General features: G+C 61.6%; 18 protein-coding genes and 1 tRNA gene. 11 read left to right on the top strand and 8 right to left on the bottom strand.

Annotation, left to right across the window (positions count from 1 at the left end; translation table 11 throughout):
• The first annotated feature begins 74 nt into the window (after positions 1 to 74).
• On the top strand, positions 75 to 2,489 hold the full coding sequence (gene hrpB / locus ABM428_RS04230) for an ATP-dependent helicase HrpB (protein ID WP_132997132.1): 2,415 nt from the start codon (positions 75 to 77) through the stop codon (positions 2,487 to 2,489).
• On the opposite strand, the gene ABM428_RS04225 is transcribed toward hrpB, so the two are convergent.
• The 4 genes from ABM428_RS04225 to ABM428_RS04210 form a co-directional block, all read right to left on the bottom strand.
• Complete coding sequence (locus ABM428_RS04225) at positions 2,463 to 2,852, bottom strand: DoxX family protein (RefSeq protein ID WP_132997133.1); 390 nt, start codon at positions 2,850 to 2,852, stop codon at positions 2,463 to 2,465. The genes hrpB and ABM428_RS04225 overlap by 27 nt on opposite strands.
• Positions 2,852 to 3,346: a peptide-methionine (R)-S-oxide reductase MsrB gene (msrB, locus tag ABM428_RS04220; RefSeq protein WP_005851613.1), complete on the bottom strand. Its 495-nt coding sequence runs from the start codon at positions 3,344 to 3,346 to the stop codon at positions 2,852 to 2,854. Before msrB ends, ABM428_RS04225 begins: the two co-directional genes overlap by 1 nt.
• A 404-nt stretch (positions 3,347 to 3,750) precedes the next feature.
• On the bottom strand, positions 3,751 to 4,446 hold the full coding sequence (locus ABM428_RS04215; protein WP_132997134.1) for an anti-sigma factor domain-containing protein: 696 nt from the start codon (positions 4,444 to 4,446) through the stop codon (positions 3,751 to 3,753).
• Positions 4,443 to 4,985 (bottom strand): sigma-70 family RNA polymerase sigma factor, encoded by a 543-nt coding sequence (locus tag ABM428_RS04210; RefSeq protein ID WP_005851609.1) that lies wholly within the window; start codon positions 4,983 to 4,985, stop codon positions 4,443 to 4,445. The genes ABM428_RS04215 and ABM428_RS04210 overlap by 4 nt, the downstream gene beginning before the upstream one ends.
• Positions 4,986 to 5,289: 304 nt before the next feature.
• Here ABM428_RS04210 and ABM428_RS04205 point away from each other — a divergent pair, with 304 nt between their 5' ends.
• The gene (locus tag ABM428_RS04205; protein WP_005851607.1) at positions 5,290 to 6,492 is read left to right on the top strand and encodes an FAD-binding oxidoreductase; all 1,203 of its coding nucleotides are present in this window, start codon (positions 5,290 to 5,292) and stop codon (positions 6,490 to 6,492) included.
• Between the two features lie 102 nt (positions 6,493 to 6,594).
• Positions 6,595 to 7,431: an NAD(P)-dependent oxidoreductase gene (locus ABM428_RS04200; RefSeq protein ID WP_206338398.1), complete on the top strand. Its 837-nt coding sequence runs from the start codon at positions 6,595 to 6,597 to the stop codon at positions 7,429 to 7,431.
• Positions 7,432 to 7,538: 107 nt separating this feature from the next.
• Here the strand turns inward: ABM428_RS04200 and ABM428_RS04195 are convergent, their stop codons facing one another.
• From ABM428_RS04195 to ABM428_RS04180, 4 genes are all read right to left on the bottom strand, one after another.
• Complete coding sequence (locus ABM428_RS04195) at positions 7,539 to 8,246, bottom strand: SDR family oxidoreductase (RefSeq protein ID WP_132997136.1); 708 nt, start codon at positions 8,244 to 8,246, stop codon at positions 7,539 to 7,541.
• A 181-nt stretch (positions 8,247 to 8,427) separates the two neighbouring features.
• Positions 8,428 to 8,517, bottom strand: a tRNA-Ser gene (locus ABM428_RS04190).
• 254 nt (positions 8,518 to 8,771) lie between these two features.
• Positions 8,772 to 9,869 (bottom strand): redox-regulated ATPase YchF, encoded by a 1,098-nt coding sequence (ychF, locus tag ABM428_RS04185; RefSeq protein ID WP_005851601.1) that lies wholly within the window; start codon positions 9,867 to 9,869, stop codon positions 8,772 to 8,774.
• A gap of 59 nt (positions 9,870 to 9,928) precedes the next feature.
• A complete protein-coding gene (locus ABM428_RS04180; protein ID WP_132997137.1) occupies positions 9,929 to 10,120 on the bottom strand; it encodes a hypothetical protein in 192 nt (63 codons plus the stop codon).
• Between the two features lie 177 nt (positions 10,121 to 10,297).
• Between ABM428_RS04180 and trpA the strand changes: the two genes are divergently transcribed.
• The 8 genes from trpA (at position 10,298) to ABM428_RS04140 (ending at position 17,361) form a co-directional block, all read left to right on the top strand.
• Positions 10,298 to 11,089, top strand: coding sequence for a tryptophan synthase subunit alpha (gene trpA / locus ABM428_RS04175; RefSeq protein ID WP_005851597.1), 792 nt, complete (start codon positions 10,298 to 10,300; stop codon positions 11,087 to 11,089).
• 97 nt (positions 11,090 to 11,186) lie between these two features.
• Complete coding sequence (locus ABM428_RS04170) at positions 11,187 to 12,353, top strand: alpha-hydroxy acid oxidase (protein WP_132997138.1); 1,167 nt, start codon at positions 11,187 to 11,189, stop codon at positions 12,351 to 12,353.
• Between the two features lie 226 nt (positions 12,354 to 12,579).
• Positions 12,580 to 13,227, top strand: coding sequence for a 50S ribosomal protein L25/general stress protein Ctc (locus ABM428_RS04165; RefSeq protein WP_005851594.1), 648 nt, complete (start codon positions 12,580 to 12,582; stop codon positions 13,225 to 13,227).
• 152 nt (positions 13,228 to 13,379) lie between these two features.
• Positions 13,380 to 14,111, top strand: coding sequence for an aminoacyl-tRNA hydrolase (gene pth / locus ABM428_RS04160; protein WP_132997139.1), 732 nt, complete (start codon positions 13,380 to 13,382; stop codon positions 14,109 to 14,111).
• Entirely contained in the window at positions 14,108 to 15,142 is a 1,035-nt protein-coding gene (locus tag ABM428_RS04155; protein WP_132997140.1) for a DUF2332 domain-containing protein, read from the top strand. The genes pth and ABM428_RS04155 overlap by 4 nt, the downstream gene beginning before the upstream one ends.
• A gap of 67 nt (positions 15,143 to 15,209) precedes the next feature.
• The gene (locus ABM428_RS04150) at positions 15,210 to 16,382 is read left to right on the top strand and encodes a serine hydrolase (RefSeq protein ID WP_132997141.1); all 1,173 of its coding nucleotides are present in this window, start codon (positions 15,210 to 15,212) and stop codon (positions 16,380 to 16,382) included.
• Entirely contained in the window at positions 16,379 to 16,768 is a 390-nt protein-coding gene (locus ABM428_RS04145; RefSeq protein ID WP_132997142.1) for a DUF2237 family protein, read from the top strand. Before ABM428_RS04150 ends, ABM428_RS04145 begins: the two co-directional genes overlap by 4 nt.
• Entirely contained in the window at positions 16,768 to 17,361 is a 594-nt protein-coding gene (locus ABM428_RS04140; RefSeq protein ID WP_005851584.1) for a DUF4893 domain-containing protein, read from the top strand. Before ABM428_RS04145 ends, ABM428_RS04140 begins: the two co-directional genes overlap by 1 nt.
• Positions 17,362 to 17,426: the final 65 nt, after the last annotated feature.

Here is a 17,426-nt window from a genome sequence, read left to right as displayed (position 1 = left end):
ATCCCGGCGGCGCAAATGTCCAGACCGCAGGCCGGGTCTTGGCCCCGCGCCGGGTTTCGCCCATAACCACGCGTATGGCTTTTACCCTTCCCATTGATGACGTGATGCCGCAGGTGATCGACGCGCTGCGCGACCAGGGCCGTGTTGTGCTGCAAGCGCCCCCCGGTGCGGGCAAGACCACGCGCGTGCCGCTGGCGATGTTGGACGCGGGGCTGACCAACGGCCGCATCCTGATGCTGGAACCGCGCCGCCTTGCCGCGCGTGCGGCCGCCGAACGCATGGCTGCGACCTTGGGCGAAGAACCGGGGCACACCGTGGGCTTTCGCGTCCGCGGTGCCAGCGCCGTCAGCAAATCCACCCGTATCGAGGTCGTGACCGAGGGCATTCTGACCCGCATGCTGCAAGACGACCCCGACCTGCCCGGTGTCGGCGCGGTGATCTTTGACGAATTCCACGAAAGATCCCTGAACGCGGATCTGGGCCTCGCGCTTTGCCTGGAGGTGGCCGAAGCGCTGCGCGATGACCTGTTGATCGTCGCCATGTCCGCCACGCTGGACGCCGCCCCCGTCGCCGCACTGATGCAGGCACCGGTGGTCACCTCCGAAGGGCGCAGCTTTCCGGTGACACCCCATTGGCTGGACCGGCCCGTAGGCAAACAACGGTTCGAGCAGGCAGTCGCTGATCTGGTGTTACACGCGCTGGATACCGCCCCCGGATCGGCGCTGGTGTTCCTGCCCGGCGAAGGTGAAATCCGACGGGTCGAAAGCGCGCTGGCGGGACGGCTGCCCGCCGATTGCACGCTCGCCCCGCTGTTCGGAGCGATGGACTTCAAAGCGCAGCGCGCTGCGATTGCACCGGCCAAAACAGGCCGCAAGGTCGTGCTCGCGACTTCTATCGCGGAAACCTCGCTAACCATCGAAGGGGTGCAGATCGTGGTGGACGGGGGCCGCGCGCGACGGGCGCAGTTCGATCCGTCCTCTGGCATGTCGCGGCTGATCACCGACCGCGTAACCCGCGCCGAAGCGACGCAGCGCGCGGGCCGTGCCGGGCGTGTGTCGGAAGGGGCCGCGTTCAAACTCTGGACCCGCGGCGAGGAAGGCGCTCTGGCCGCCTACCCCCCCGCCGAGATCGAGGCCGGCGATCTATGCGCCTTCGCGTTAGAGCTGGCAGTCTGGGGGGCACAGGCCGATGACCTGAAGTTCGTGACCCCGCCTCATGCAGGCCGTCTGGCAGAAGCGCAGGCCGTGCTGCACATGCTGGGGGCGCTGGATTCGACGGGTCGGATCACAGAGCATGGCCGCAGCTTGGCGAAGATGCCGCTGCATCCCCGTCTGGCGCATATGGTCGCCAAAGGCGGGCGCAACGCCCCGACGCTGGCCGCGATCCTGTCGGAGCGTGACCCCTTGCGCGGCGGCTCTGTCGATTTGGCGCTGCGGCTTGATGCGGTCGCGGGCAAGAGCGTCCCTGCCGAGGTCAACCACGCTGCCCTTTCACGCATCAAGCAAGACGCCAAACGGCTGGCCAGAGGGCAAACCGGTGACTGCCCCGATACGCTGGGGGTGCTGGCGGCCCTTGCCTACCCCGACAGGGTGGCGCTGAGGCGCAAGGGCGACGCGCCGCGATACGTTATGTCGGGCGGCAAAGGCGCGATCCTGTCCGAGAGCGATCCGCTGGCGGGGGAACGTTTGCTGGTGGCGACCGATCTTGACGGTGACCCGCGAGAAGCACGCATTCGCCAAGCTGTGCGCCTCTCCGACAGCGACCTGCGGGGAAGCTTCGCGGATCAGATCGGATGGCATAAACTCTGCGTCTGGTCCCGCCGCGAGGGCCGCGTGCTGGCGCGGCAGCAGGAACGTTTTGGTGCATTAGTGCTGGACGACAGGGCGTGGTCCGACGCCCCTGCCGAAGACATCGCGCAGGCCATGCTCGACGGGGTGCGGCAGCTGGGACTGATGCCCGGCAAAGCGGCGGCGCTGTTTCTGGCGCGGGCGCGGCTGATGGGCGATGATTTCCCCGATTTCAGCGAGGATCACCTGCTTGAGACCTTGGAGGATTGGTTGCCCGGTCATCTGGCAGGTGTCCGCAGCACCGCCGACTGGAAGGCGTTTGACCTGCTGCCTGCCCTGACCGCGCGGCTTAGCTGGGACGATCAGCAAGCGCTTGATCGTGCCGCGCCTGCGCAATTCACCACGCCGCTGGGGCGCAAGATCGCAATTGATTATAGCGAAACGCAGCCCCAGATCGCCCTGCGTCTGCAAGAGCTCTTTGGCACCACCCGTCACCCCATGATCGCAGGGCAGCCCTTGCAGATCACGCTGCTGTCCCCCGCGCAGCGACCCGTGCAGGTGACCACCGATCTGCCGGGGTTCTGGGCCGGATCCTATGCCGATGTGCGCAAGGACATGCGCGCCCGCTATCCGCGCCACCCTTGGCCCGAAGACCCGACGCAGGCCGATCCGACGCTACGGGCCAAACCCCGCGGCACCTGAAGCCCCGCGATGTCGCGCAGCGTGCCCTGCGAGTACCAGTAATCCGCCCGCAATCGCCCAGTTCTTGACAAAGATCGACATTTGCCACGGGTCATCAGGTATGAAGTGAAAAATGCTCGTTGCCATGCAATAAAGCGCGAGTGCTGCGCTCATGGGGGCGAGCCAGAGACCGAAGATCAGGCTGATCGCCGCCACGCCGTTGAACAGCATCGCGGGCCAGACGAGGAACACGGGCAATCCGCGATCCGACAGCAAACCCTGCGCCGCTGCAGGATCGACCAGCTTTTGTACAAATCCCGCGACGAAAAGGGCCGCCAAAAGCAGGCGGCCCGTGTAAATCGCAACTCTCTCAACCCGCTGCATCAGGCGGCGGCGGGCGTAAAGGTCATCGCCAACCCGTTAATACAGTGGCGTTTGCCCGTGGGTGCAGGACCATCATCGAACACATGGCCCAGATGGCCGCCGCAGCGGTCGCAATGCACCTCGGTCCGCGTGGTAAAGAACCCCTTGTCCGGCATGGTTTCGACAGCATCGTCCAGCGGGGCGAAGAAGCTTGGCCAGCCGGTGCCGCTTTTGAACTTGGTCTCGGAGCTATAAAGCGCCTGATCACAACCCTTGCAATGAAACACGCCTTTGCGGACCTCATCGTTCAGCGGGCTGGTAAATGCGCGTTCGGTATCCCCCTCGCGCAGGACGGCATATGCGTCATCGCCCAGTTGCGCGCGCCATTCGGCAGGGGTGCGGCTGACTTCAAAGTCGCCCTGTGCCACGGTCCCGGCCTGCGCCGCCGCGCCTACGCCAAACGGCAAGGCCGCCATCGTCATCGTTGTGCATTTCAGGAAATTCCGGCGTTTCATAATGCCCCCTTAAGGTTGCGGTACTTCGGATAGATTGGATGTCTGTTGAAAGGGCCGCCGGACGTCGCGCGTGGCGCTGACATCCGGCGGTACTCGTTACAAGGCACGCGAGGTGCCGATACTGGATAAACCCGTTGGCGGAATGCATGGTTCCACTCCAACAAACTCGTTACCAAACCGCGCCAAAAACACGGCACGGTCCCTCAGCGACATGGGCTTGCAACCAGTGTCGGCCTGAGTTGTGGAAATACACGGAAGTAGAAAACGAGAAGTTTCACCGAAAACGCAAAAAACCGCAGTTTTTATTAAACTTTCTCAAATACCATTAAGAAACAAAGACTTCGCCCACATGAAAGCGGGCGAAGCATTTGCGTAAAAAGTCAGCGAACCCGATAAAACCCGGATTACAGTTCAGACATAGCCCCTGCGGCCAGGACATCGCCCGTAGGCGCCCCCGTGGGCGAGCCGCCGACGGGTTCATCCGAAATCGCCAGCGTGATCTGTGCCGCCTGGCTGCGCAGCTCTGCCGGAACAAGAATCCGCGTCGTCTCGCTGTCGGGCAGAACGCCCAAGGAAACCGGAGCCTGATCGGGCAGGATCGCCCAAAGTTCTAGCACACGCCCCTCGTTCGCCGAGCCCGAAACGCGGCGCAGCGCGATCTCGTGCTTGATCGGTTCGACCACGGCCAACACTTGCAACGGGCTGGTGTCGCTGACCAGCTGTGCGGCCAGAACGGTCGGTTGATCGCCGCCCGGACGTGTGTTGATCTCAAGCAGTTGCACACCAAGGTAGCCCGCAAACAGCAGCGATGCCATCGCCACCCCCTGCCAGAGCCACAAACGTTGCAGGATCGAAACCCGCTGCTTGGGGAAGACCTGCGCCATCAGCTTTTTCTTCACGCGCGCGGGCGGCGAGACGGGATCGATCCCGTCGGTCATGGCGGTCAGGCGTTCCTGCCAGAACACAACGCGGTCCGCGAAATCACGTTCAGTCGCGACACGGCGACGCGCTGCGATCATATCGTCGTCAGACGACAGGCCCAGCACCATTTCGGCGGCCAGAAGATCATCATCATGGGGTGTTTCGGGCGTTTGGGTCATTGGCTCATACACTCCCGCAGGGCGATCAGGCCACGGCGCAGCCAGGTTCGCATCGTATTCAGCGGCACGCCAAAGCGTTCAGCCAGATCGGAATAGGTCTCGCCATCCAGATAGGCACCCCGAATGGCTTTGCCACGGTCTTCTTCCAGCGTATCAAGACAGCCCGACAGGCGCGACGCCTCTGACGAGGCAACGGCGTATTGTTCGGGCGTGGGTCCGGGGGAGACAAGTTCAAAACCGGGCGTATTCACGTCCTGATGGCCTTTTTTGCGGGCCCGCAGACGGTCGATAGAGGTATTTCGCGCAATGGTGATCAGCCACGTCATCGGGCTTAGGCCATTGGCATTATACTTATCGGCATTGTTCCAGATTTTGACGAAACTGTCTTGCATGGCGTCCTCTGCTGCGGCGCGTTTGTTCAACACACGCAGACAAACCCCGAAAAGTTTCGCAGAAACACGATCATAGAGCTGGTCAAACGCCGCGCGGTCTTTCAACGCGACACGGGCAATCAAGTTTTCGATTTCTTGTCGGTCCATTTGCACGGGCCTTTTCTCCACCTGAACGGGTTTCCAGCGTTACACCGAAACCTACGGCACTCACTACATTTGTCCAGCAAAGCGTTGTCATTGGACAACTTTGTGTAACCCAGGCGCATCGCGTTGGCCAATGGGTAATATATCGGGCGGCAAGCGGGCGCGGAAATGGCCCCCGCGTTCACAAGCTATGGACGGGGGCCGGTGTTGCGCGTTTAGTCGTGGCAGGGCTGCCCTGTTGTACACCGCTGCACGGCATCCCGTCTGTCAGGCCCCTATGTGGCCCATATGTGGAAGGAGTATCGCGATGCCGCAGCCCAATCACAGCACCTATGACGTTGTCATTATCGGTGGCGCGATCTTTGGATCGTCGGTCGCATGGTGGCTAACCCAGATGGCCGGTTTTGACGGCAAGGTTCTGGTGGTCGAACGTGACCCCACCTATGAATACGCCGCCACCAGCCATACCAACAGTTGCATCCGCCAGCAGTTCAGCTCGGCCATCAACGTGAAGGTGTCGCAGTTCGGGGCCGAGTTTATCAAGAACTTCCGCCGGTTTATGGGCGATGATCCAGAGGTGCCGCATCTGGCGTTGCAGAGTTTTGGCTATCTCTACCTCGCGGACACGCCAGAGTTTGCGCAGACGCTGCAACAGAACCAGCAGATACAGGTGGCACTGGGGGCGGGCACGCAGCACATGACCGCCGCCGAGGTCGCCGCCGCTTACCCGTTCTATCAGCTTGATGACATCATTGCCGCCAACCACAACCGTGTGGATGAAGGATATTTCGACGGCGGCACCATGTTTGACTGGTTCAAGCGCATGGCCCGCCGCAACGGAGTGGAATACCTGCACGACGAAGTGACCGCGATGACCAAAGCCGCCGATGGCACATCCGTCACCCATGTCACGCTGAAATCCGGCGCAACGGTGGCCTGCGGGACGGTGGTCAACGCCTCTGGCCCGCGGGCGGCCGCGACGGCGGGCATGGCCGGCATCACCCTCCCGGTCGAGCCGCGCAAACGCTATACCTTTGTGTTCGATGCCGCCAAACCGCTGGACCGCGACCTGCCGCTGACAATCGACCCGTCCGGCGTGCATTTCAGGACCGAAGGGAAATACTACATGGCGGGCTGCCCCCCGCGCGAAGATCCTGCGGTCGCCTATGATGACTTTGCCTTTGACCACAGCCTTTGGGAAGACAAGGTGTGGCCCGCCATCGCCACCCGCGTCCCGCAGTTCGATCAGGTCAAGGTGATCAACGAATGGGTCGGGCACTACGATTACAACACGCTGGACCAGAACGCGATTGTCGGGCCGCACAGTGTGGTCGAGAATTTTCTGTGCCTGAACGGGTTTTCCGGTCACGGGCTGCAACAGGCACCCGCCCTTGGCCGTGGCATCGCTGAATGGATCGCCTATGGCGCATACCGCACGTTGGACCTAAGCCCCTACGCCTACCGCCGGATCGAGGAAAACCAATCGCTGATTGAAAAGGCGGTGATTTGATCCCCCTGCCCCGATGACATACCCATGCCAGGCAACACCCCTTTGTGCGGGCGCGCAGCCTTGCTTGGCCTCGCAAAACGATAGTGGAAGGAAAACGACATGATGAAGAAACTGGTTCTGACGGGGGCCGCAGGGCGGCTTGGGTCCTACCTGCGTGAACCCCTGTCCCAAATGTGCCAAGAACTGGTCAGCACCGACATCGTCGATGACATCGGCAAGCTCTATGAAGGCGAAAGCTACGCCAAGGCCGATGTCGCCGTCTATGACCAGATCGCGCCGCTGCTGGAGGGTGCCGATATGGTTGTCCACTTCGGCGCCATCGTCGACGAAAAACCCTTCGAGGAACTGCTGGGGCCGAATTTCGTCGGATCCTACAACGTGTGGGAAGCCGCCTATCAGCACGGGCTTCAACGGGTCGTCTATGCGTCCTCCATCCACGCCGTGGGCATGCACAAGAAATCCGACTTCATCGGCATCGACGCGCCCCACAAGCCCGATACATTCTACGGCCTCGCCAAATGCTTTAGCGAAGACCTTGCGTCCATGTATTGGGACAAACGCGGGCTAGAGGCCGTGTGCCTGCGCATCCTCAGCTGCGCGCAGGTCAACAACACCCGCGCCTTGGGATCGTGGCTGTCCTATGACGATCTGATCCAGCTGGTCACCCGCGCCATCGATACGCCATCGGTCGGCTTCAGCGTGGTCTACGGCGTGTCCAACAACGACCGCGCGCCGGTGGACAATGCCAAAGCGTCCTTCCTCGGCTATCGCCCGAAAGACAACGCAGAGCAGTTCGCCGAGAAGATCCTTGCCGAAGCACCACCGGTCGATCTGAAAGACCCCGGCCAAATGCACCACGGTGGCCCCTTTGCCGCGGTCGACCTCGGCGAGAGCGGCGTGGCGTCGATGAACATCGTCAACGACAAGAAAACCAACTGATGCCTTGAGGGCGGGGCGGGGCTTTACCCCCGCCCCCATGTTTCACGTGACGCGATGTTTGGGACGGCACCCGTCTTGCCAGCAGGCGCGACAGGCGCGCCCGCGGCTCACAATTCGATGCGGATATCGTGGATCCACAGTTTTGGCGGCCGCGAGAGCACAAAGACTACCACATCCGCCAGATCGTCGGGCTCGGTAAAGATATGGTTGGGCACATCCTCCCCCGCCTTCGAGAACATCCCCGTGTTCGTCCCCGACTGGTAAACTCCGCCCACGCGCACGCCGGTGTTTTCCTCGTCCGCCTTCAGCACCTCGGTAAAGCCACGCACCCCGTATTTCGTGGCGGTATAGACAGATTGCCCGGCCTGCGCGACGACGCCGGACTTGGAGACGACATTCAGAATGATCCCTTCCTCATTCGCCCGCAGCGCCGGAATGGCGGCTTGCGTGATCTGCATCAAGCCCGTCAGGTTGGTCTGCACGGTCGCCTGCAAAAGCTGCGGCGGGATCTCATCCAGCGGACCGGTTTTGTGCCAGATGCCCGCATTGTTGATCAGAATATCCAGCCCGCCAAATGCGGCTGTCACCTGCTCCACCGCCCCGCTGATCGCATCCGGGTTCTGGATATCACACGCAATGCCGATCGCTTCGCTGGCTCCAGCGGCGATACATTCAGCCTCTACCGCAGCCAGCCGGTCAGCATCGCGCCCCAGAATGGCCAGACGCGTCCCTACCGCCGCGAGTTTAAGGCAAATATGCCGCCCAATACCATCACTGCCACCAGTGACGATGATACGCTTGTTCTTTAATTCCATGATCCGCTCCTGAGTATTACACCCCCTCTACCCCACCTCCTTTCCTCGCGAAAGCATGGGCGCAAGGTTTGCAAAAGGCGGGTGGCGGCGAAACTGTCGGAGGGGAAAGCCAAGCGCAACGTCGCGCCCCATCTCGGGCCGCGCAACACCTGATCAAGTATGTAGAAAATGTCGAGGTGTATGGCGGAGACGAAGGGATTCGAACCCTCGAGACCCTTCCGGGCCTACTCCCTTAGCAGGGGAGCGCCTTCGACCACTCGGCCACGTCTCCGTCGACGCGTATATCCAAGAAAACGCATGGGGCACAAGCGGTAATCTCAGAAAATACCGGGAATGTCGGGATCGCGGGGATAGCGGAGGATATCGGGGGCGGGATACGGCTTGCGGCGCTATGCGCGCGGCGCTGGCCGGGGGCATCCGTGGGCCGAGGGGGGAGGCGGGCAGAGAAGTGGCGCGATGGCAGCGGGAGGTGCCGCTCACGCGCCAGATCGGCGGGCCGCCTGGAAAGCGGCCCGCCGGATTGGATCAGGTGTTGAACAGGAAGTGCAGCACGTCGCCGTCTTTAACGGTGTAGCTTTTGCCCTCGGCGCGCATCTTGCCAGCTTCCTTGGCGGGGCCTTCACCGCCCAAGGCCACGAAATCGTCATAGGCGATGGTTTCGGCGCGGATGAAGCCTTTTTCAAAATCACCGTGGATTACGCCAGCGGCTTTCGGCGCAGAGGTGCCAGCCTTGATCGTCCAGGCGCGGGCCTCTTTCGGGCCGACGGTGAAGTATGTCTCAAGGTGCAGCAGCTCGTAGCCCGCGCGGATCAACCGATCAAGCCCGGCTTCCTCTAGCCCCATCTCGTCCAGGAACATGCTGGCCTCTTCGGGCTCCAGCTGGCTGATTTCTTCCTCGATCTGGGCAGAGATCACGACATGGCTATTGCCCTGCGCCGCGGCCATTTCCGCGACTTTGGCAGAAAGGGCATTGCCCTCGGCCGCTTCGGATTCACCGACGTTGCAGACATAAAGCACGGGCTTGGTCGTCAGCAATTGCAACATGCGCCAGGCTTTTGCGTCATCCGCGTCAACCTCGACGGTGCGCGCGGGTTTGCCGTTTTCGATGGCTTCTTGCGCGGCGGCCAACAGGCGGTCTTGCTGCGCTGCGTCCTTATCGTTGCCCTTGATCTTGCGGACCAGACCGGCGCGCCGTTTTTCGATGCTTTCCAGATCGGCAAGCATCAGTTCTGTATCGATGGTCTCGGCGTCGGCCACGGGGTCCACGCGCCCTTCAACGTGGGTCACATCGCCGTCCTCAAAGCAGCGCAGCACATGGGCGATCGCGTCCGTCTCGCGGATATTGGCCAGGAACTGGTTGCCGAGGCCTTCGCCTTTGGATGCGCCTTTGACCAAGCCTGCGATATCCACAAAGGTCATCCGCGTCGGGATAATCTGCTTGGAGCCCGCAATCGCGGCGAGTTTATCAAGGCGCGAATCCGGCACCGCGACTTCACCGACGTTCGGTTCGATTGTGCAGAACGGAAAATTGGCCGCCTGCGCTGCCGCTGTTTTGGTCAGCGCGTTGAAGAGGGTCGACTTGCCGACATTCGGCAGACCCACGATTCCCATCTTAAAGCCCATGACAAGCATCCTTTATAAGTTGGCGTTGTCCTAGGGTTTTGGCCGCCTTTGCGCAAGTCTTAGCGCAGGCGTCGCTCCTCGTGCGTCTGGTAAATCAGGATCCATGCGAGCACGATGAACATCGGATGGGTCAACCCGCCCGAAAAGATCACGGCCGGAATCCAGATCAGGAAGACGATAATCGCCGTGAAGATCCGTCCTGTCAGCAGGATGGAAAGCGGCGGCAACAGCAGGGCGAGTACATAATTCATGCGATAAATGTAGGCACCGGCGGCGGGATTTAAAGGACTATGTGATGCACACCTGCATAAATCCAACGCCCTTGGCACCTGTTTTTCGGAAAATCGCCCAAGCCCACCGGCGGAGTTGGATTGATTTCCCGTGATATATTCGGCATTGCAGCAGGGTAACGTAAAAAGGCCGCCCTCATGACACGTATCGACGCCAAATTCGCTGACCTCAAATCCCAAGGCAAGAAAGCCTTTGTCGCCTATGTGATGGCAGGCGATCCCGACTTTGACACGTCGCTCGAGGTGGTGCGCGGCCTGCCTGGCGCGGGCGTCGATATTATCGAACTGGGGCTGCCGTTTACCGATCCGATGGCCGATGGCTCTGCCATTCAGCTAGCGGGACAGCGCGCGCTTGAAGGCGGGATGACGCTGGACAAGACGCTGGCGCTTGCCGCGGCGTTCCGCGAACAGGATGACACGACCCCGATCGTGCTGATGGGCTATTACAACCCGATCTATTCCAAAGGCGTGGATACATTCCTTGAGGCCGCCAAGAAGGCCGGCGTGGACGGGCTGATCGTCGTGGACCTGCCACCGGAAGAAGACGCCGAGCTGTGCCTGCCCGCGCAAGCCGCCGGTATGAACTTTATCCGCCTTGCGACCCCTACGACCGATGACAAACGCCTGCCGCGGGTCGTGCAGAACACCTCGGGCTTTGTGTATTACGTGTCGATCACCGGCATCACCGGCTCTGCCGAAGCGGATGCGGGCGATGTCGCCCCCGAGGTTGAGCGCATCCAGAACGCCAGCGGCCTGCCCGTGATTGTGGGGTTCGGTGTGAACACCCCCGCCAAGGCCGAAGCCATTGCAAGCGTTGCTGATGGGGTTGTTGTCGGCTCTGCCATCGTGTCGAAAATCGCGGATGGGCTGCCTGTCGAAGACGTGCTGAGCTTTGTCAAAACCCTATCGGATGGTGCGCATCGGGCCTAAGCGCCCCGCCCGACGTCCGATGTCGTGGCGTAAAGCAATTGATTTCAACGGGCCGTATTGGTTAGATCATCTGACCAATACATAGGAACTTGCCACCATGCCCGTGATCACCACCATCGACGACCTCAAGCGCCTGCATGAACGCCGCGTGCCGCGGATGTTCTATGACTACGCGGAATCGGGCAGCTGGACAGAGCAGACCTTTCGCGAGAACACGACCGATTTTGAACAGATCCGCCTGCGCCAGCGCGTCGCCGTGGATATGAGCGGGCGCAGCACCAAAACGCAGATGATCGGGCAGGATGTGGCGATGCCTGTGGCGCTTGCCCCAGTCGGCCTGACCGGCATGCAGCACGCTGACGGAGAGATCAAAGCCGCTCGCGCCGCCGAAGCCTTTGGCGTGCCCTTCACCCTGTCGACCATGTCCATCAATTCGATCGAGGATGTGGCAGAGGCGACGACGAAACCCTTCTGGTTCCAGCTTTATACCATGCGCGACGAAGACTATGTCGCGCGGCTGATCCAGCGCGCCAAGGATGCAAAATGCTCGGCCCTTGTCATCACGCTTGATCTGCAAATCCTTGGCCAGCGCCACAAGGATCTGAAGAACGGCCTGTCTGCCCCACCCAAGCTGACCGCCAAAACGCTCGCCAATCTGGCAACCAAATGGAGCTGGGGCATCGGCATGATGGGGGCCAAGCGGCGCAGCTTTGGCAATATCGTGGGCCATGTGCACGGCGTCGACGACACAGCCAACCTCGGCGCATGGACGGCAGAGCAATTCGACCCCACCCTCGACTGGAGCAAGATCGCCAAGCTGAAAGAGCAATGGGGCGGCAAGGTCATCCTCAAGGGTATTCTTGACGCTGACGATGCGCGGATGGCGCTGAAAGTCGGGGCGGATGCGATCATCGTCAGCAACCACGGCGGGCGCCAGCTGGACGGGGCGATCAGCTCTATCCGGGCACTGCCGTCGATCCTGGAGGCCGTGGGCGACCAGATCGAAGTCCATCTGGACAGTGGAATCAGGTCCGGTCAGGACGTGCTCAAGGCGATGGCGATGGGGGCCAAAGGCACCTATATCGGGCGCGCCTTCATCTACGGGCTTGGCGCGATGGGTCAGGCCGGGGTTACCTCGGCGCTTGAGGTCATCCACAAGGAGCTCGACCTGTCCATGGCGCTTTGTGGTGAAACCTCTGTCGCGGGTTTGGGCAAGCATAACCTGCTTATTCCAAAAGGTTTTGAAGGCGACTGGCAGCCCTGAGGCTGCGCCTTCTTCGCATGATACGCCCGCCTTGGCTGATATGTCAGGGCGGGCGAAAACCCTGCGCGCAGCCCCTGCCCCGCCCCGCATAGGTCGCAAACCAAAGCCAACTTGCGCAAAAGCGGCGTTTTAGTCTTTCCCAAACGCCCAAACCCGTCTATACGCGCGGCTTCACGCGGACATACAGCCTTGGAGGATGTCCGCCCTAAACATATTGGAGATTACAATGGCTGGAGAGATTCCTGATCTTGAAGCTTTCGAACGCACGGGGACAGGCAAGGGCGCCGCTCGTCAGGCACGCCGCGATGGCATGGTTCCTGGTATCGTATTCGGTGGTGACCTTGATCCGCTGCCGATCAACCTGGACTTTAACAAGCTGCTGACCAAACTGCGCGCAGGCCGCTTCAAGGCGACCCTGTTCAACCTCAAGGTTGAAGGCCAAGAAGACGTCCGCGTCATCTGCCGCGACGTTCAGCGTCACGTTGTTAAAGACCTGCCAACGCACGTCGACCTGATGCGTTTGAAGCGCACCACCAAAATCAACCTCTTCATCCAGGTTGAAGTCGAAGGCGAAGAAGTCAGCCCCGGCCTGAAAAAAGGTGGCGTTCTGACGCTGGTACGTCCCGAAGTTGAACTGGTTGTGACCGCAGGCGATATCCCTGATCACATCACAATCGACGTTTCCGAGCTGGAAATCGGCGACAGCCTGACCATCTCGAGCGTGAAGCTGCCAAACGGCACCAAGCCGGTCATCGACCGTGACTTCGTGATCGCGCAGATTTCCGCGCCTTCCGGTCTGGCCAGCCAGGACGATGATGAAGACGAAGATGTTGCAGCAGACGAAGTGCCCGCAACAGAAGTCAAAGAAGACTGATACTGATATATCCGTCGCGCCTGCGGGCGCGGATGGGTCGAGACGGGGTCGCCATGGGCGGCCCCGTTTTTCGTTGGGGCGTTATTTCGTTTGGCCCCGCGGTCTGCTATCCTTGGCCAAACAAACGTTTTTATCCATTCAAAGGGGTCCGCATGAAACTGATCGTAGGGCTTGGCAATCCGGGTGCCAAATACGCGGGCAACCGGCATAACATCGGCTTTATGGCGCTGGACCGCATCGCGCAGGACCACGGCTTTGCCGGATGGAAGACCAAGCACAACGGGCGAACGGTCGAAGGGCGTTTTGGCGCGGACCGCGTGGTCTTGCTCAAGCCCGAGACATTCATGAACAACTCTGGTCAGTCGGTGCAATCGGCCATGCGGTTTCACAAGCTTGAACCGGCAGATGTGATCGTTCTGCACGACGAAATCGACCTCGCCCCCGGCAAGGTAAAATGCAAGACCGGCGGCGGGCATGCGGGGCACAATGGCTTGCGGTCGATCCATGCGCATATCGGTCCCGACTATGACCGTGTGCGCCTTGGCGTAGGCCATCCGGGGCATAAGGACGCCGTACCGGGCTATGTCCTGCGCGATTTTGCCAAGGCAGAGCAAGACTGGCTGGACGACGTATTGCACGGGATCAGCGACGGTGCTGCGGACCTGGCGCGCGGCGATACGGCCAAGTTCATGAACGCCGTGGCCTTGCGTGTTGCCCCGCCACGATCCGGCACGGGCACCAAGAAACCCGCGGGCACTGCGGCCAAAGCTCAAGCCCCTGCGCCAAAGCCCGCGCAGCCGGCCCCAACGCAGCCCAAGGCAGAGCCTGCCCCCCAGACCGACGACCGTAGCGCCATGCAAAAGCTGCTGGACCGGTTCAAGTGACACTGCAAGCCGCCTTTGAAGAGCAAGCCGGGCATTGCATCGCACTCGGGTCTCCCTTCATGGGGCAGTTGATGGGCGTGCTGTCACGAGACTGGCCTGCCGACACAGCCCTTGGCCGTAAATTTGCAGCGCTCGAAGGGGATATCGGCCCGTCGGGCGCGTCCCTTCCCCTGCGCATCGCGGGCGGGCTGCATGCGCTGGTGTTGAAACGCAAAGCGCCTGCGCTGATGGCCGTTTACCCCCCGCACAAGGCGAGCGACCAAGCCCTGTCAGAGGCCGTGCGCGACGCGATCACCACGCATGAAGCCTTCTTGCTTGATTGGACCGACAGCGCGCCGCAAACGAACGAGGTCCGCCGCTCTGCCGCGTTGATCGCCGGGGCCCGCGTCGCGGCGCAGCATTTCAATCTGCCGATCCGCCTGTCCGAACTTGGGGCCAGCGGCGGGCTCAACCTGATGTGGGACCACTTCGTGCTCGAGATCGAGGGGCATCGCTTCGGGTCGAACATGTCCACAATCCTGCTGTCGCCTGACTGGACCGGCAAACTGCCACCGGCGATCAACCCGCAGGTCGAAAAACGTCGCGGCGTTGATCTGAACCCGCTGGACCCGACGCGGCCCGACCACCTGTTGCGGCTGATGTCCTATATCTGGGCGGACCAACCCGAACGCCTGACACTGACGCGGACCGCGGCCTCTGTCATGACGGCGCAGGTGCAACGCGGCGATGCGATTGACTGGCTGGCGCGCACCCTGCCTCAATCCCCCGAAGGGTGCCTGCACCTGATCCAGCACACCGTCGCGTGGCAGTATTTCCCCAAAGCGGCACAGGCCCGTGGCAAGGCGTTGATCGAGGCTGCTGGCAAACGCGCCACGCGCAACCGCCCGCTGGCATGGCTGTCGATGGAGCAGGACGGATCGGGCCTAAAGGGGGCCGCGCTGACGCTCAGGCTCTGGCCCGGTGACATCACCCTGCCCTTGGCGCGGGTCGATTTCCACGGTCGCTGGATCGATTGGACCTACACCGGCTGACGCCAAGTTTATCTGGCACCACCGCAGCCTTCGTGCTTGGGTATCCCCGCATATCAGGGAGGATTTCATGCGCACATTCGGGAAATGGCTGGGCCGTATTTTACTGGCTCTAGTGGTGGCTGTGGTCGTTGTCGGCCTGTGGAAGCGCGAAGAGATCACGCGGCTGCTGGCGGTGAACTCGCTCTTTGCCGAAGACAAGATCGTGCATAACTTCAGCCATATGGACGACGCCTTCCTGTCCAAACCCCTGTCGCGCGGTGATGGCCCCACGGCAGAGCTGTCTTATGGAGCCGAATACGCCCCCTCGGCCCCGGTCAACGACTGGATCAAAGCGCGGGATGTGACCGCCTTGGTGGTGCTGAAAGACGGTCAGATTGTCTATGAGAACTACTTTAAAGGCACCCAGCCCGATGATCTGCGGATCAGCTGGTCTGTCGCCAAAAGCTACCTTTCCGCCCTTGTGGGTATCCTGCTGGACGAAGGGGCGATTGCATCGCTTGACGACCCCGTCACGACCTATGCGCCCAAGCTGAAAGGCACCGCCTATGACGGGGCGACACTGCGCAACGTGCTTAACATGGCCAGCGGGGTTACCTTCGACGAAGATTACCTCGACCCGGATTCCGACATCAACAAGATGGGCCGCGCCCTCGCCCTTGGCGGAGAGCTGGATGATTTCACCGCAAGCCTGAAAGATACGTTCACCACGCCCGGCAGCCAGTGGCAGTATGTGTCGATCGATACCCATGTCATCGGCATGGTCGTTCGGGGGGCAACAGGCCGGTCCGTCACCGATCTTTTGTCGGAAAAGATCATCACCCCCATGGGGCTGGAGCACGCGCCCTATTACGTGACTGACGGCGCGGGTGTCGCCTTTGTCTTGGGCGGGTTGAACCTGACGACCCGCGATTACGCCCGCATGGGGCAGATGTTCCTGCAAAACGGTCGCTACAACGGTCAGCAGATTGTACCGGCAGACTGGGTCGCCGCCTCTACCGCGCCATCGGCCCCGACGGCAGAGGGGCAGATCGGCTATGGCTATCAGTGGTGGATTCCCCAAGGTGCGACAGAGGGTGAATTCATGGCCCGCGGTGTGTATGGTCAGTATATCTACATCAACCGCGCTGACGGGGTGGTGATCGCGACCAATGCCGCCGACCGCAAGTTCCGCGAGGCCGGGGTCAGCGATCAGAACATCGCCATCTTCCGCCAGATCAGCGCAGCCTTGGGGGGCACATGACACCTGACGAAAGCATCAATATTCTGGGCGGCCCGCTGGCCGTCTGTGGCAGCGATCCCGTCACGGGCTTTTTCCGCGACGGGTCGTGCAACACCTGTGCCGCCGATCAGGGCAGCCACACGGTCTGCGCGATCATGACAGCCGAGTTTCTGGCCTATTCCAAATATGTCGGCAACGACCTCAGCACACCGCGCCCCGAATTCGGCTTTGCCGGACTGTCGGCGGGCGATCCGTGGTGTCTTTGTGCGGGGCGTTTCTTGCAAGCGGCGGACGAGGGCTGCGCGCCAAAGGTGCATCTTGAGGCAACCCATCAGCGCGCGTTGGATATCGTGCCGCTGAACATCCTGCAGGCCCATGCCCTGCGCGCTAACGGCGGGGCAGACTGATGCTGCGCCTGACTGCTGCCCTGACTACTGCCTTGACCGCAGTGCTCTGCGCCGCCCCAGCCATCGCCCAAGACGCCCTGCGCCCGCAAGAGCAGCTTCGCCTCGACCGGTTCGAGGCAACGGCGGGCGATGCCCTACTGCAAGCGTTCCAAAGCGGCAGCGCGGATGATCTGGCCGCCCTGTCGCGCGCCTTGTCCGGCACGCCGCAAGTTGCCTTTGACGAGGGGCTGGCAGGCGATTGGTCCTGCCGCACGATGAAACTGGGCGGCCTGCCCGCGCTGGTGGTCTATAGCCCGTTCAAATGCCGCCTGACCTTTCAGGGTAACGGGTATCTGTTTGAAAAGCTCAGCGGGTCGCAGCGCACCACGGGGGTCATCACGCTGCGAGACGGGCGTGCGGTCTATGCTGGCGTTGGCTATGTCGCGGGAGAGGTGCCGCCCGCTTACGACGCCCTGCCACCCGGTTTTGCCGGAGATGGCACCCTGCAACCCGATGTCGCGGTGTTCGAACGTGTCAGCAACCAGCGGGCGCGGCTGATGTTTCCCGCGCCGGTGGTCGAAAGCGACTTTGATATCCTAGAGCTGACCCGATAGGGCCAGCGCCAAAAGAAAAGGGGGCGATGCGCCGCCCCCTTCGTGATCGTCAGTGTCTAAGCTTT

Source organism: Sulfitobacter sp. TCYB15 (assembly GCF_040435955.1).
Classification (GTDB): Bacteria; Pseudomonadota; Alphaproteobacteria; order Rhodobacterales; family Rhodobacteraceae; genus Sulfitobacter; species Sulfitobacter pontiacus.
The sequence above is the reverse complement of the archived record's forward strand: the minus strand, read 5'-3'. Positions and strand labels throughout refer to the sequence as shown.